The sequence below is a fragment of the Azoarcus taiwanensis genome (assembly GCF_012910885.1).
GTDB lineage: Bacteria > Pseudomonadota > Gammaproteobacteria > Burkholderiales > Rhodocyclaceae > Azoarcus_F > Azoarcus_F taiwanensis.
The window spans coordinates 46,771-62,215 of the sequence record NZ_WTVM01000001.1; the positions used below are offsets into that span (position 1 = coordinate 46,771).

At 65.7% G+C, this 15,445-nt stretch carries 14 protein-coding genes; all 14 read right to left on the minus strand.

Annotation, left to right across the window (positions count from 1 at the left end; translation table 11 throughout):
• Positions 1-164: 164 nt before the first annotated feature.
• A complete protein-coding gene (locus GPA21_RS00220) occupies positions 165-1,529 on the minus strand; it encodes a PAS domain-containing sensor histidine kinase (protein WP_168986193.1) in 1,365 nt (454 codons plus the stop codon).
• Between the two features lie 19 nt (positions 1,530-1,548).
• On the minus strand, positions 1,549-3,009 hold the full coding sequence (locus tag GPA21_RS00225; RefSeq protein ID WP_168986194.1) for a nickel-dependent hydrogenase large subunit: 1,461 nt from the start codon (positions 3,007-3,009) through the stop codon (positions 1,549-1,551).
• A complete protein-coding gene (locus tag GPA21_RS00230) occupies positions 3,006-4,010 on the minus strand; it encodes an NADH-quinone oxidoreductase subunit B family protein (protein ID WP_168986195.1) in 1,005 nt (334 codons plus the stop codon). The genes GPA21_RS00225 and GPA21_RS00230 overlap by 4 nt, the downstream gene beginning before the upstream one ends.
• 19 nt (positions 4,011-4,029) lie before the next feature.
• Positions 4,030-5,478, minus strand: a complete 1,449-nt coding sequence (locus tag GPA21_RS00235; protein ID WP_168986196.1) for a sigma-54-dependent transcriptional regulator — start codon at positions 5,476-5,478, stop codon at positions 4,030-4,032.
• A gap of 13 nt (positions 5,479-5,491) precedes the next feature.
• Positions 5,492-7,303, minus strand: coding sequence for a hydrogenase maturation protein (locus GPA21_RS00240; protein ID WP_246261640.1), 1,812 nt, complete (start codon positions 7,301-7,303; stop codon positions 5,492-5,494).
• Positions 7,267-8,322, minus strand: a complete 1,056-nt coding sequence (gene hypE / locus GPA21_RS00245) for a hydrogenase expression/formation protein HypE (protein ID WP_168986197.1) — start codon at positions 8,320-8,322, stop codon at positions 7,267-7,269. The genes GPA21_RS00240 and hypE overlap by 37 nt, the downstream gene beginning before the upstream one ends.
• On the minus strand, positions 8,319-9,479 hold the full coding sequence (hypD, locus tag GPA21_RS00250; RefSeq protein ID WP_168986198.1) for a hydrogenase formation protein HypD: 1,161 nt from the start codon (positions 9,477-9,479) through the stop codon (positions 8,319-8,321). The genes hypE and hypD overlap by 4 nt, the downstream gene beginning before the upstream one ends.
• A complete protein-coding gene (locus GPA21_RS00255; protein ID WP_168986199.1) occupies positions 9,476-9,718 on the minus strand; it encodes a HypC/HybG/HupF family hydrogenase formation chaperone in 243 nt (80 codons plus the stop codon). The genes hypD and GPA21_RS00255 overlap by 4 nt, the downstream gene beginning before the upstream one ends.
• A gap of 3 nt (positions 9,719-9,721) precedes the next feature.
• Positions 9,722-10,897 (minus strand): carbamoyltransferase HypF, encoded by a 1,176-nt coding sequence (locus GPA21_RS00260; RefSeq protein WP_168986200.1) that lies wholly within the window; start codon positions 10,895-10,897, stop codon positions 9,722-9,724.
• Positions 10,894-11,952 (minus strand): hydrogenase nickel incorporation protein HypB, encoded by a 1,059-nt coding sequence (hypB, locus tag GPA21_RS00265; RefSeq protein WP_168986201.1) that lies wholly within the window; start codon positions 11,950-11,952, stop codon positions 10,894-10,896. Before hypB ends, GPA21_RS00260 begins: the two co-directional genes overlap by 4 nt.
• Positions 11,953-12,046: 94 nt before the next feature.
• Positions 12,047-12,388 (minus strand): hydrogenase maturation nickel metallochaperone HypA/HybF, encoded by a 342-nt coding sequence (locus GPA21_RS00270; RefSeq protein WP_168986202.1) that lies wholly within the window; start codon positions 12,386-12,388, stop codon positions 12,047-12,049.
• The gene (locus GPA21_RS00275) at positions 12,381-13,520 is read right to left on the minus strand and encodes a nickel-dependent hydrogenase large subunit (protein ID WP_168986203.1); all 1,140 of its coding nucleotides are present in this window, start codon (positions 13,518-13,520) and stop codon (positions 12,381-12,383) included. Before GPA21_RS00275 ends, GPA21_RS00270 begins: the two co-directional genes overlap by 8 nt.
• Positions 13,521-13,907: 387 nt before the next feature.
• Positions 13,908-14,666: an energy-coupling factor ABC transporter ATP-binding protein gene (locus tag GPA21_RS00280; RefSeq protein WP_168986204.1), complete on the minus strand. Its 759-nt coding sequence runs from the start codon at positions 14,664-14,666 to the stop codon at positions 13,908-13,910.
• Positions 14,663-15,430, minus strand: a complete 768-nt coding sequence (locus GPA21_RS00285; protein WP_211163346.1) for an energy-coupling factor transporter transmembrane component T family protein — start codon at positions 15,428-15,430, stop codon at positions 14,663-14,665. The genes GPA21_RS00280 and GPA21_RS00285 overlap by 4 nt, the downstream gene beginning before the upstream one ends.
• Positions 15,431-15,445: the final 15 nt, after the last annotated feature.

The window sequence follows — 15,445 nt, forward strand, 5'->3', positions numbered from 1 at the left end:
ATCGGATGTATGCACTCCACTAACAAGAAACGTGCCTGCTCCCTAAGTCACTATTATTCCGCGTGTTTTTGGAAAAAAGGCCGCCTGACTGTCACTTCTGGAGCAAAGCGGCTTCGCACTGCAAACCCGTCACCGGTAAGCGGGCTTCCAGTACCGAGCCCGCGTCAGCGTGCCGCCCGGTCGCGCGGCAGGCTCAGGGTGAACACCGCGCCACCCTCCGGTCGGTTCTCCGCGCGCAAGCTTCCACGGTGACGCTCGACGATGCCGTAGCTGATCGCCAGCCCGAGCCCCGTACCCTTGCCCACCGGTTTGGTCGTGAAAAAGGGGTCAAACACGTGCGGCAGATGCGCGGGACCGATGCCCGGTCCATTATCGAAGAAACGCAGCTGCACCTCGTCACCGAGGATTTCGGCCACGATCTCGAGGCTTGGCGCTTCGATATCGGCGGTCGCATCGCAGGCGTTCTGCACCAGATTCATGACCACCTGTTGCAGCTGCCCGGCGGAGCCGGATACCGGCAGGGATACCGGCAGGGACAGACTCACGCGAAACTGCTCTCGAGCGGCCTTGGTGACCCAGCGCACAGCCCGTTCGACGACCTCGACCAGATCCAGGGACTTGTTCTCGTCGCGGTCTATCGCCGAGAAGCGCTTCAGGCCGTCGACGATGTCGCGGGTGCGTTCTGCACCCTCGATCGTGCCTTCGATGAGCGGAGACAGGTCCGACAGGATGCGGTCGATCCGCAAGTCCTCACGCAGCGCCGCCAGTCCCTCCGGAGACATGCCTGCATGCACCGCGTCGAGATACTCGTGCATGCGTTCTGCGTAGCGGCGCAGGGCATGCGTGTTGCCGAGAATGAAGCTGATCGGATTGTTGAGTTCGTGCGCCACCCCGGCCACCAGCCGGCCAAGAGACGCCATCTTTTCGGAGTGCAGCAACTGCTGCTGGGTGCGTTTGAGATCCTCGTGCGCACGGTGAAGCGCCTGGTAGGCACGGCGCAACTCACCCACCGGGCGGCCGGTCACCACCATGCCGAGGGACTTTCCGACCGCGCTATATCGCGGCGTGCAGTTGAGCGACACTGGCACCGGCGTGCCGTCATAGGCACGCAGCGGAAGCTCGCAATCGTACATGCCCTTGTCCCCGGCCATCGCCAGCAGAGATTGCGCCTGCCGGCGAGAGGTTTCGTCGGCAAACAGCTCGGTGATGCTCGTTCCCCGCAGTTGCTCGGCCGAGCGGCCGCAGAAGTCTTCGAGCGAACTGTTGACGTCTTCGATCACGCCCAGGCGGTCGCAGACGACGAGAATGTCCGACATCGAGGTCAGCACCGAGAGGATGAACTGCTGCGACTCCTCCAGGCGTGCGTTCTTTTCTTCGAGCGCCACCTCGTACTGCAGCAAGTCGGAATACACCTCATCCATCTTCTGGATGACGTCCATCCACACCTCTTCCCCGACGCCGACCAGCTCGCTGCCCGGGCTGACGCGCCGCCTCGCGCCAGGTCTATCGCTTGGAGGGTTGTCGCTCATGTCACGCTCCAAAGAAACCCTAATGGACAGTGCACACCATGCACGGATCGAAGGACCGCACGATGTGCTGCACCGCCAGCGGTACTGTCTCATTGTCACCCACCGGCGCCCCCACCAACGCCTGCTCGAGCGCGCCGGGCACGCCCGCACGGTCGCGCGGCGAGAAATTCCAGGTCGTCGGTGCGACGATCTGATAACTGCCTACTCTGCCCCGCCGGATCACCAGCCAGTGGCCCAGGGCGCCGCGCGCCGCCTCGACGAGGCCGACTCCACTGGCTTCGTCCGGCAGCTCGCCGTGCACGCAGAAATGCTCGCCGGGCCGTATCTCTCGCACCCAGCGCTCCATTGCCGGCACGACCAGTGCGAGTTCCAGAAGGCGCGCAAGCACCCGCGCGAAAACGCTTCCGCCGTCGCGGGTGACGACATCAACGATCAGCGGATGTCCGGCGACGAACTGCCGTGCCAAGGCGCCGCACTCCGCGACCTCCCCCGCCAGACGCGGGGCCTTGCACCAGGTGTAGGCGTCGGGTTTGTCGAGGAGCGGCAGCGTCCGGCCATGAAGAGGATGCCGCGCTTCATCGTCCATCAGCCAGGCATGGCTGACATCCTCGGTGATCTCAGCCGGGTCGAAGGCGCGTCCGGCCTCGCCGACACCTCGTACGCCCCGCGCGAACAGGTGCCGGCCTTCAATCTCATAGGCTCCGAACGCCAGATACAGCTCGCTCCCTCGTCCCAGCCGCTGCAAGCCCAGTTCCCTGGCAATCGCCAGAAAGCGGGCAAAGTCGGACGCATCCGCAGCGCGCTGTTGCGCCCACGCGTGCAAGGCATCGCTCGAAGCAATCGCCGAGATTTCCTCGAGTGGCGCGCCGAACAGCGTTTGTTCCAGCCAGCTGCGAAATGCGCGCAACAGGGTAAGCAGGCGTACCTTCTCGTTGGCGGCCACCGCACGCGACGCCCCTCCGGGCTGCAAGGCCAGCGTATGCGGCCATTTGCCCGACAGCATCCCGGTCAGATGCAAAAACGCAGCCCGTGCGGGCAAGACCGCTGCCGGCGCGCTGCCTTCCACCGCCTTGAAACGTTGGCGGGCATCATCGAACCACGACCGCCTGCGATACGCATCCCTGGCGAAATCCGGCATGAAGAAAAGGTAGAAATGCGTCAGGTGGTCGGCAAGGTTCTCCGCTGCAAGCACGAGATTCGCAACCCGTTCACCATTCGGCGGGGCGATCAGCCCGGTCGCGTCACGCAAGGCCGCAGCCACCGCCGCCGACTGCGACACCGAACAGATGCCACAGATGCGTGGCACCAGCACCATCGCATCGTGCGGGTGCTTGCCCTCCATGATCTGCTCGAATCCACGATACAGCGGCGAGCTGACGCGAGCAGCTTCAACCCGGCCGGCGACCACATCAAGATCCACCTCGAGGTCACCCTCGACCCGGTTGAACGGCCCGACGAGAATGCGGCGTGCGTCGCTCACCGGGACCCCTTGAATCGCGTCTGCCGGATCGCCGGCGGCACCAGCGCGTGATCGGAGGTGGCATTGGCACGTACGCGCTGCGGGGTCGCCGATTTGGACAGCGCCGCAAGCGCCACGAACCAGGCCTTGGGCATGTCGGAGGGCAGCCCGATGGGAATACCGGCCACCTTGGGCGTCTGCGCAAACGGGTGCCCGGGTTCTTCGAAGCCGGGTTCGGTGCAGCCGATGCAGCTGTAACCACCCGTGGTGCATGAGCCGGTGCCGTTCCACGGCCGGACATTGCAGTCGGCATGCGCCTGCGTGCCCTTGCAGCCGAGGTTTTCCATCAGACAGCCCAGTTCGGAGATGTGGCGCGCCGCGGCCTTGAACTCATAGTATTCGTTGCGATTGCAGCCATGATGCACGAGTTGTTCGGCATAGAAGCGCGGCCGCCCGAACGCATCGAGATCATCCGGGCCGAACTCGCCCATCGCCAATGCCAGCAGGGTCTCGACAACCCAGCCGGGGTGCGTCGGACAACCGGCCACATTGATGACCTGCATGCCACTGGTCGCGCGAAATTGCGGCCCGAGCAAACCGCCCGGATGCTCGTCCTCGAACTGCAGCCCACAGGCCTCGGTCGGATTCGGCCCGGCACCGCAGACGCCGCCGAAGGCCGCACAACTGCCCACCGCCACGACGTATCGTGCCACTGCGGCAAGCTCGACGACCCAGTCGATCATCGGCCGCCCGGTACCGGCCAGCATGTGAAACCGGCCGCTTCCACCAGGACCGCGCAAGAGTGCACCCTCGACACACAACACATCAAGCGGCGTACGACGCTCGATGCACGCTCGCAGGATATCCACCGCTTCGGACCCCGTCGCTTCGGACAGGGCCGGATGCCAGAGCAACTCAAGGTCGCCGTCGCGGAGCACACCAACGACGTCGCCGGGCTCATGACACAGCAGCGACATCGTGCAGCCTCCGCAACCACCGGACTGCAGCCAGAGCAGATTCATGGCCTTCCTCCTTCGAACATCACTTGCGTCGCTCCAGCCCATATCGCACCAGCTTGTTGCGCAGGCCGACCCGCGACAGCCCGAGCTCGCTTGCCGCGTGAGTCTTGTTCCAGCGGTGACGCAGCATGGTTTCATTCACGATACGCGCCTCGAGCGCTTCGAGGCGCGTCTTCAGATCGCCATCGAGCCCTGCAAGCAGGGAAAGCTCAGCCTCCTGGTGGTCGTCTGCGGCCCGCAGCACACGTGGCGAAAGATGCGCAACCGACAGCCGGTCGCCGTCGGCGAGCGCCGCCATGCGCATGATCTCGTTGCGCAACTCGCGGACATTGCCCGGCCAGCGATAAGCGATGAGGCATGAAAGAATCTCCTCATCGAACGGCCTGTACGCGCGCCCCAGGCTTTCGCCGATGAGATCGAGGTGATGCCGGGCGATCAGGGGAATGTCCATCGGCCGGTCACGCAGCGGTGGCACGGCAATCGTGATCGCGGCAAGGCGGTAGTAGAGATCTTCCCGGAACCGACCGGCACGCACCTCGGCTTCGAGGTCGCGATTGGTCGCCGCCACCACCCGCGCATCCACCGACACGGGCCGACTCGCCCCCACCGGGCGCACCTCGCCTTCCTGCAGCACGCGCAACAGCTTGACCTGGAAGGCCGCGGAGGTCTCGCCGATCTCGTCGAGCAGAATGGTCCCGCCGTCGGCCTGCCGGAACAGACCTTCACGATCCTCGGTGGCACCGGTGTACGCGCCGCGGCGCGCCCCGAAGAGCTCGGACTCGAGCAGCGTATCCGGCACTGCGCCACAGTTTTCGACGACGAAACCGTGCTCGGCACGCGCGCTGCCGTAGTGCAAGGCGCGCGCCAGCAACTCCTTGCCGGTGCCGGATTCCCCGGTCAGGAGCACCGGTATGTCGAAGTCGGCAATGCGCGCGACCAGATCACACAGCGCGTTCATCGGCGAATCCGGCGCCCGCAGCAAGGCATCCGGCGCAAAGCGGCGGCGCAGAGTCGCGCGCTTGCCCGACACACGCTGCGTCAGCACCGGCCCGGACACCTTGAGTTCGAGCGACAAGCGCTGGTTTTCGCTCTGCAGACGATGCATCTCGGCCGCCGAGCGCAGCGTCAGCAACAGCTGATCAGGCTGCCAGGGCTTCATCAGATACTGATAGATACCGCCGTCGTTGATCCCTGCGATGATGTCTTCCGAGTCGGTATAGCCGGAGATGATGATGCGCACTACGTCCGGCCAGCGCTCGCGCACTTCGCGCAGCAGTTGCACGCCGGACGTGCCCGGCATGCGCTGGTCGCACAGCGCGATCTGAATCCACTCGCGCTCCAGCACCGCAACAGCCTCGGCCGCGGAAGACGCGGTGAATACCTCGAAATCCTCGTCCAGGGTACGTCGCAAGGCCTCCTGCGATCGGACTTCATCATCGACGACCAGTACGGTGGGCAGGCGTGAGGACATGGCGGCCGTTCGTTCAGGCGGTGTTGGAAATCGGCTCGGACCGCTCACCGGCCTGGTCCGGCACCCGCCAGCCCAGGTCCCGGTGGCGCGCGAGATGGCGCGGCGTCCACGAGTGCGGACTCTTCAACACGAAGTGATAGCGTGCGACGTGATAGCTTGGATCGAAGCCGTAGAAGTTGCGCCGCATGTGCGCCAGTTCGGACGCCCGATACTCGGCCAACGGTCTGGCCGCCTCGTCGGCCGCCCGCCGCGCGGCCTTGCGCGCGATCCGCTGCGCCAGCGCCGGGTCGTTCGCGAGCGCCTGCGCGCGCTGCGCGCAGACCTTGGCGAAGGCCTCGCGCCCGCCCGCGAGCACCGCATCGGCAAAGCCGCTGGCGACCGCCTTGCGCGCAAGTAGCGGCAGCCGGTTGTGCATGATGGCCGCAGCGTCCTCGGCGCCGACGCGCCGCGGCAGCAGATAGGTCCAGTATTCCGAGCCGTAAAGATTGCCCATGTTGCGGTAGTGCGGGTTGAGGATCACCCCGTCACGCAACCACACCTCGTCGGCCGCCAGCGCCAGAAAGCAGCCACCGGCGCCGGCATTGCCGCGCACCGCGGCCACGGTGAGCTTGTCGGTCATGGTCAGAATCGCAAGACAGGCGTCGTCGATCGCGTTGATGTTGCGCCACGACTCGTCTGCGGGCGAGTCCGCAGCTTCGATGGCATTCAGGTGAATGCCGTTGGACCAGAAATCGCCACCGCCTTCAAGCACCAGCACCCGCGTCGGCCGCTGCGCGGCCTCGTGCAGTGCGGCAGTCAGCGCCTCGCACTGCGTGGTGGACATCGCACCGTTGTAGAACTCGAAAGCGAGATACCCGACCCGGCCATCGGCGCTCTCACGGTAGTGCAGCTCGCCCCCGGCCGGGCTCCGTGAGAGTGAAGATGGATGGGTCGCCCACTCGGGCAAGGCCGCCGCCTCGGCGGCGAAGGCCTCGGCCGCCGGCAACTTGAAGGGATGGGGTGCGTCGGCCCGCTTGACATGGCCGATCCACACCGCACCGTCGCAGGTCGCACGCAACAAAGCCCCGCCACGACGCGCGACCAACTCGCCAGGCGCCCCAGGCGGACAATCGACCACCGCCGGCGATGCGTCGAACAGATGACAGCGGGTACCGAACAGCTCATCGGCCACTCCCGGGAAGCCGTCGGCGGCGCGAATGCGCGCGAGCACACGGGCGGTCGGCTCGCGCTGCCAGTCGATGGCACGGTCGTGCTGGCGCATCAGCGGTCGCGCCTGTCCTCGGGTTTGGCCGAAAGCGGCCAGTGGAGTCGGTTGCCAGCACCCGGCACGCCAGTCCGGCACCCGTGAAAGCGCCTCGCGCACCGCATCGAGGGCCGCTTCGGTGACCTCGTTGCGGTACAGGCTCGCCTTGGTCGCCGCGCGCATCGGAAAGCCGACGCTGGCCCATACCGGCCCGGCATCCATCTCCGCTTCAGCCTGCAGCACGGTGACCCCCCAATCGGGTTCGTCGTTCATGATCGCGCAGTCCAGCGCCGAAGGACCGCGGTCGCCGACGATGCCGGGGTGCACGATGAGGACGAGTTCGCGCTGCCAGACCGATGCCGGCACCGCACGCTTCAGGAAGGAGGCGACGACCACGTCCGGCTTGAACAGTGCTACCGCCTCCTCGGTCACCGAGTCGGCGATGTCGAGCTCCACCGACACCGTGTGCCCCTCTTCCGCCAGTTCGGCATAGAGACGCTGGGTCAGGCTGTTGAAACTGTGGGTGAGCAGCAGCACACGCATGGTCAGCAGATCCTCGGCAATTGTTCGCCCGACAGCCAATCGACCATCCGGCGCCCGCCAAATCCGGTCCGCACCTGGACGAAGCGGTTGGCGTCCTCGGTGATCACGCCGATGCGCGCGGCACTCGCACCCAGCGGGTGCGCGCGCATCGCGGCCAGCAAGCCGTCGGCTTCGGATTCGGGGCAGACCGCGACGAGCTTGCCTTCGTTGGCGACATAGAGCGGATCCAGGCCGAGCAACTCGCATGCGGCATCGACCTGCGGCAGCACCGGTATTGCCGATTCGAGCAGCTCCATGCCAACCCCGGACTGGGCGGCGATTTCGTTCAGCGTCGTCGCCAGACCACCGCGGGTCGGGTCGCGCAGTACCCGCAGCCCCGGGGCGGCGGCGCGCATGGCCTCTGCCAGCCCATGCAGGGCCGCAGTGTCGGAGCGGATCTCGGCATCGAAGGCCAGTGACTCGCGCTGCGCCATGATCGCCATGCCATGGTCACCCACCGTTCCGGAGACAAGGACGACATCGCCGGGCCGCGCATTCGCACCACTCAGCTCGCAGCCAACCGCCAGCGCCCCGACACCGGTCGTGGTGATGAATACCCCATCGCCCTTGCCGCGCTCGACGACCTTGGTATCGCCGGTGACCACCGGCACGCCGGCCTCGCGCGATGCGGCGGCCATCGACTCGACGATGCGCTTCAGGTCCGCGAGCGGAAAACCCTCTTCGAGCACGAAGGCCGCCGCAAGATAGAGCGGGCGGGCGCCCATGACCACGAGATCGTTGATCGTGCCATGCACCGACAGACAGCCGATGTCGCCACCGGGGAAGAACAGCGGACTGATCACATGGGCGTCGGTCGCCATCACCAGCCGCTCGCCGTCGGCCAGCGCCGGCAGCACCGCAGCATCGTCGCCCCGGTCGAGATAGGCGTTGCAGAAGGCGGGGGCAAACAGCTCGCCGATCAGTTGCGCCATCGCCCGTCCGCCTGCGCCGTGCCCCATGTCGATGCAGCCCTGGCGGACGTCGAGCGGACGCACGTAGCCGGGTTTCACCACACTCATGTGCTCGTCTCCATGGTCTCGACCTTCAGCGGCACATCGCGGAAGCGGCCGTAGTTGTAATGTGCGGCACACGCACCCTCGCTCGACACCATGCACGAACCCATCGGGTTCTCCGGTGTGCATACCGTGCCGAAGAGCTTGCAGTCGGTCGGTCTTCTGACGCCGCGCAGAATCGCGCCGCATTCGCATGCCTTGTTGTCGGGTACCGGCTGGTAGGTCAGATCGAAACGCGTCTCGGCATCCCATCGCGCGAATGGCGGTCGTATGCGCAGGGCCGAATAAGGCACCTCACGCAAGCCGCGCCACTCGAAACTGCGCCGCAGCTCGAAGGTCTCGGCCACCAGCGCCTGGGCCTTGAGGTTGCCCTCCCGGCTGACCGCCCGGCTGAACTCGTTCTCGACCTCCGCCCGACCCTGGTTGACCTGGCGGATCAGCATGCGGATGGCCTGCATCACGTCCAGTGGTTCGAAACCGGCGATGACCACCGGTTTGCGGTATTCCTCGGCGAAGAACTCGTAGGGGCGGCTGCCGATGACGGTGGACACATGGGCCGGCCCGACGAAGCCATCCAGCGGCACGGTACCCAGACGCCGGACCTCGGGCGACTCGAGAATGCTCGAGATTGCCGAGGGCGTCAGCACGTGATTGCAGATCACGCTGAAGTTGCCGAGCCCCTGCTCCCGTGCGGCGCGCAGCACGAGCGCGGTCGGCGGTGTCGTCGTCTCGAAGCCGATCGCAAAAAACACCACCTCGCGCCCCAGGTTGGCCTGCGCCAGCGCCAGCGCATCCGCGGCGGAGTACACCATGCGGATGTCGGCACCACGGGCCTTGGCCTTGAGCATCGACAGACCACCCGACGCCGGCACCCGCAGGCAGTCGCCATAGGTGCAGATGATGACCTCCGGGCGAGCCAGCGCGAGCCCGATGGCCATGTCGATCCGCCCGACCGGGAGCACGCAGACCGGACAGCCCGGCCCGTGGATCATGCGAACGTTGGCCGGCAGCAGATCGGTCACGCCATAGCGCGAGATCGCGTGCGTATGTCCGCCGCAGAACTCCATGAACGCATAGTCCCGGCCTGTATCGGCCTCACGGGCAATCGCGACGGCCAGGGTCGCCGCGAGTTCGCCGTCGCGGAATTCATCGACGTACTTCACGCGGCCTCCGGGGTACTGCCTGGATCGATACCGGCTTCGGCGAACAGCGCCAGTGTGCGCGCCGCCTCCTCCGGGTCGAGTCTCGACAAGGCGTAGCCGACATGGACGATGACATAGTCGCCGACCACGACATCCTCGACCAGGGCCAGCGAAACCGTCTTCTTCACGCCCCCGAGGTCGACGGTGCAGTTTTCATCATCGAGCAACGCGACGACACGCGCCGGAATGGCCAAACACATCTTTCAACTCTCCGTCATGCTTGTTTCGGCGCCCGCCGCGAGCATCATCGCCGCGACCCGCGCCTGCCCCAGGCCGAGGCCGGCATCGCCCGGCGACAACTGAAGCGCTTCGAACACCCGGAGGCCGCGCGCGCGCAAGCGCTGGCGCAGACCGGACGAAACGATGGCATTCAGAAAACAACCGCCCGACAGCGCGACGGTTTCCGTACCACACGTCTCGGCAGCTCGCGCCACCCAGACGTCGAGCGCCTCGACCAGTCCGGCATGAAAGCGCGCGGCACCCCGTCCGGGGTCCCGGTCATCGGCCAGGTGTGCGCACAAGGGCAGCAGGTCTACCCGGCCGCGCTCGTCGATACGCCAGTCACCGGCTTCCGGTGTGACCGGGCCGTATTCGCGTGCGGCCCGCTCCAGCGCAATGGCTGCCTCAGCCTCGAAGCGCATCACCTCGCACACGCCCAGAAGTCCGGCCACGGCATCGAACCAGCGCCCCATGCTGCTGGTGAGCGGACACAGATGCGCGCGTTCGAGCACTTGGGCGAGTCGGCCAGCAGACGGCTGCGCTGCAAAGCGGCGTGCAATCTCATCACCGCGGCCAAGCCGGTGCAGGACGGCGGCCGCCATTCGCCAGGGCTCCCGAGCCGCACGGTCGCCGCCCGCCAGGGGCAGTGGCACCAAATGCCCGAGCCGTTCGAAGCGCGCCCCGTGGGTGAGCAGCAACTCGCCGCCCCAGGCCTCACCGTCGCTGCCCAGGCCGACGCCATCGAGCGCGAGTCCCAGCGCAGGTCCGTCGAATTCGGTCAGCCAGCCGTTTTCGCTCAGCACAGTTTCGACATGGGCATGGTGGTGCTGCACCGCCAGCGCCGGCACGCCCAGCCGTTGTGCAATCAGTTGCGCCAGCCGCGACGAGTGAAAGTCCGGATGAAGGTCGTGCGCCACCGCCATCGGCGTGCAATCGATGTGGTCGAGCAAGGCTTCGGCCACCCGCTCCAGTTCGGCACAGGCCTGCGGCCGGTCGAGATCACCGACATCGAGCCCGAACACCGCCCCGCCTTCGCCCAGCAGACAGGGTGTGTTCTTGAAGTACGCGCCCAACGCAAGCACCGGCGCGGCCATCCGTAGGCGCGGCAGCGACAGCGTCGCTCCAATCGCAGTCGTCGGATTCGGCAGCGGCGCGTTCATCGAGCCTGGGGCGCGGAGCGATCCCGACGCGCGCGCTGAAGGCCGGCGTCGATCCAGGCCAGCCATTCGTCGAAGCCCTCGCCGGTTCGCGCGGACACCCGGATCACGACCAACGCCGGGTTCACCCGACGGGCGTAATCGATCGCGCGCTCGGTGTCGAAATCCAGATACGGAAGCAGATCGATCTTGTTCAGCAACATGAGGTCGGCGGCAGCGAACATGTCGGGATACTTGAGCGGCTTGTCCTCGCCCTCGGTGACCGACAGGATCGCGACCTTGTGCGCCTCGCCCAGGTCAAACGCCGCCGGACAGACGAGATTGCCAACATTCTCGATCAGCAGCAGGCTGTCGTCGGCCGGCGCCAGCTTGCGCAGCCCGCGGGCGACCATGTCGGCGTCGAGGTGACAACCCTTGCCGGTATTGATCTGCAGCGCGGGCACACCGGTCTCGCGGATTCGTTCGGCGTCGAACTCGGTCTGCTGGTCGCCTTCGATGACGGTCACCGCGACACGGTCGGCCAGCTCACGAATGGTGCGCACCAGCAGGCTGGTCTTGCCCGAACCCGGGCTGGAAACCAGATTCAGCGCGAAGATGCCACGGGCGGCGAACTCGCGCCGGTTGATCGCAGCCAGCGCGCCATTCTTGCCGAGGATGTCCTGCTCGATCTTAAGCATCTGCGACTGTGACATGCCGGGTACGTGGGCATGTGCCGGTCCCGTGCCAAAGTGCATGTGCCCGGCGCCCTCGCTCACATGTTCGACGCCGGCATGCGCTTCGCCATGGGTATGATCATGCGGATGTGAGTGGGCATGACCGTGACGCGTGCCGTCTGCGTGAAGATGCACATGCTCGTGCTCATCCGGCGCATGATCGTGGTCGTGAGGATGCTCGTGCGGGTGGCTGTGCCGGGTGCCGTCCAGATGCACATGCTCGTGCTCATGCTCGCCGACCGGCCGCCACGCGACCGTCTTGCCGCTGACCGGTCGCGCCTTCGGACGCCTCGCCGCAGTGCCAATCTTCGCCCCGCCACCGCCGCAACCGCACACCGTACACATCTTGTCGCTCCTCAATGAGAAAGTCGCCGTGGCGACGCGTGCCGCGCCCCGCATGGCAGCAGGTGTAACCGAAAAACTCTCCGGATTCTTTGATTCATTCGACTTCCAGCTCCTTGACCCGCATCTCGGTTCCGCTCGTGGGACGCACCTGGTAGCCGCCACAGTCCGGGCAGGCGTCGAACAGGCTCGAGATCGGCACGTTTCCGGCACACTCGATGCACCACCCCTGACCCGGCACGTTCTCCACCTCGACGTTCGCACCATCGGCCACCGAATCGCGCAGGACGACCTCGAGACAGAATCGCAACGCATCCACTTCCACCGAGGCGAGGGTGCCGATTTCCAGCACGACGGTCTTGACCTTGCATCCGGGCCGGTCGCGAACCGCGTTCTCGACGATGCCGCGCACACTCTCGGCCAGCGCCATTTCATGCATACCCACCTCCGTCATCCACTGCATCCACCAACTCGAGGGAGTACTCGACGCAGGGATCGAGCGACAGGGTCAGCGCTCGCAATCGCCGTAACGCGGTTTCGCGATCAGGTGCGGTCCATCCCGACGCTTCCCGTTCGAACGGGCCACCCGGACAGAAATTCCATTCGGTCGGCGCGACGATCGCGTAGTCGACAACGGTGTCACCATCGACACTCACGACATGCAGCAAGGTGCCTCGGGCGCTTTCGACGCTCGCGAGGCCGATGCCATCCTGCATCGCCATCGCATCCACCAGCGGCAGCACGTCATCCGCCAGCGGGCGACGCAAGCGGCTGGCACAGTCCACTAGGTCGACGACGCGCGCGAACAGACGGGCGGCGATACGGTGCCTGTGGGCGATCAGGCTGGACACCATTCGGCTGTCCGCCTGCCGCGCAAGAACCCCGTTCTCGCACGGCACGCCCGCCAGCGTGGGCGCCCGACAGTATGCGGGCGACGGCAGACCACCCAGGCAGGCCACCCAATCCGCAGCCGGGCGCGGCCTGACCAACGCCATGTCCGCGGACTCCGGCACCGACGCCCCCATGTCGAGCAGCGCGGCGAGCACCTCACCGACATCACCGCTGGCGCGCGCACATTCCACGAATTCGCTCAACGTAACCGGTTCGCGTGCCGATCGGAAAAAACCGCCGAACAAGTCCAGTACGACAAGGTCCAACAACTCCCCGCCGACGTCGAAGGCCGACTCAGGCCGCTCGGCGATGCCGCGCAAACGCTTGTGAAAGGATGCGAAACGGCTTCTGCGCTCAGGCATGTCGAACAAGGCCGGCCAGTCGATGAGCAGGCGCCAGAGGTGCTCTTGCGCGGTCTCCACCGCGACCGCACGCTCCGCCTCCTGCGCGTCGAGCTTGCTCAAGTCGTCACCCCGGGCAGCCGCGCACGCTGCCCGCGCTGCGAGGCCTTGAGCTCTTCCGCAAAGACTGAACATGACCGGCACCAGTGACACGGCCTCGTCCACCGAGCGGCCAGCCAGCACTGAGGCCGCCATCGGCCGGCTGTTCTCGACGCTGACCGCGCTCACAGCCCGGCCGTCCCACTGCGCCCGAAGATGCAGACCGCCCAGGCCATTCATCGGTCGGCTCCGGGACAGGCGTCATAGCGCCGGCCATCGTTCGTCATGCGACGCGCCGGGGTCGGCTCAAGACAGGAACAGGGAGGGAGGCTGAGGCGCGTAAACATCATCGTTCTCCGTCTGCAGGAAGCGTGCCACGCGGCACTGATCCGCAGAACCCCGTTTGCGAGGCTGCGGCGCAGGCTTTGACTGCAAACAAAGTATGCACCTGCCACTCAAAACGACAAACCCGCTTCCAGACAACAAGAGGTCATGTCGCTTGCAGATGGCATGGCACACTTCGACTGCAAAGAGTCTTACCGCTTTCACCCCGCGCTAGTGGCTTGCCAGCGTGGACAACGCCGTCGCGCCGCGAGAACAACATCGCGGGTCCTGATCTGACTGACTCTAGGCGTCGGAACGCGGATGCTGATGATGCCGGACGTGGTGCGGGTGAAGTGAATGGGGACGCTCCTGCCCATGCGCTTCCATCAGGGCCACATCACCGAACACTGCCGCCACCTGACCGTTGGCGACCATCCTGCCTGCATCCAGTAGCAGCGCACGGTCACAGACCTCCAGTAGAAACTCGAGGTCGTGAGAGGCAATCAGCATGGCCTGTTGTGCGGATTGCAGCAATCTGATCAAGCAACGACGGTTGCGGAGATCCAGTCCGCTGGTCGGTTCGTCACACAGCAACAATCGAGGTTGCAGAGCGAGCGCACCCGCGATGCACACAATCCGTTTTTCACCGCCCGAAAGATGGTGCACCGGACGCTGAGCCAACTCGCTGGCACCCACGACTGCCAAGGACGAGGCTACCCGTTCGGCGACTGCATCGGCGTCAAGACCCAGGTTACGCGGCCCAAAAGCCACATCGTCTTCAACCGTCGGGCAAAACAATTGGTCATCCGCTTGCTGGAAGATCAGGCCCACATCAGGATGAAAAGCGCCCGGCTTCACCTCGTTGCCAAAAAGATTGATTCGCCCGGACACAGGCTTGAGGATGCCCGCAATCGCCAGAAACAGACTGCTCTTGCCTGCACCGTTGGGGCCAACCAGCGCGACCCGCTCACCACTGGCGATTCGCAGACTGAGGTCAGTGAGCACCTCTGCCCGGTCCTGATAGGCGAGGCAGAGGTCATCAATGGCGAGCGCCACGCTCATGTTGTATGCCACTCAAGGATGAAAACCAACGCGGCCAAAGCCCCGCCACTCATCAGGAAAACCAGATCCGCGACGTTCAGGGGCGGCATGCGTACGGATAGACCTCGGGCACCGTAGCCCCGCGCTTGCATCGCGCTGTAGACTCGCTCGGATCGCTCATGACTGCGTAGCAACAAGGCGGCGATCAGCCAGGCATGCTCACGCACTCGGGACAGAAGCGACAGCACCGCCCCGCCACGATGACCCTTGCCTCCGCGCACCTGCATCGCCAGGTGCATCTGGTGCAGATCGTGGTGGGCGACTTCGATGTAGCGCACCACCAGCATCGCCAGATCGGTCATCAAGACCGGCACACCGAGTGCTCTCAGGGCACGCAGATGATCAAACAGCGCACCGCAACCGAGCAAGGCATTCGCCACCGTGAAAATGGCCAGAAAACGCACCCCGATCAATGCGGCAGCCTCGACGCCTTCGCGGTATAGCGCAACTGGCCCCACTTGCATGAGAACACTGGACCCACTGACGAAGGGGAGCAAAATCACCAGCAGGCCGATCAGCAAGACCGCCACGCGCAAGCGCCGCAACAGAGCCCCCCATGCGAGCCCCGATAGCCCATAGACACCAGCGGCAATAAGAACCAGCACAGGCAGCAACGCGACTTGGGACACGGCAGCGAACGCGAAGGCGTGCAGCAACAGCAGCACGATCCGGACCCTGGGGTCGCGACGCGACAACACCGCGCTTGATCCGGTCGACTGTGGCACGAACGCCTGTATCCC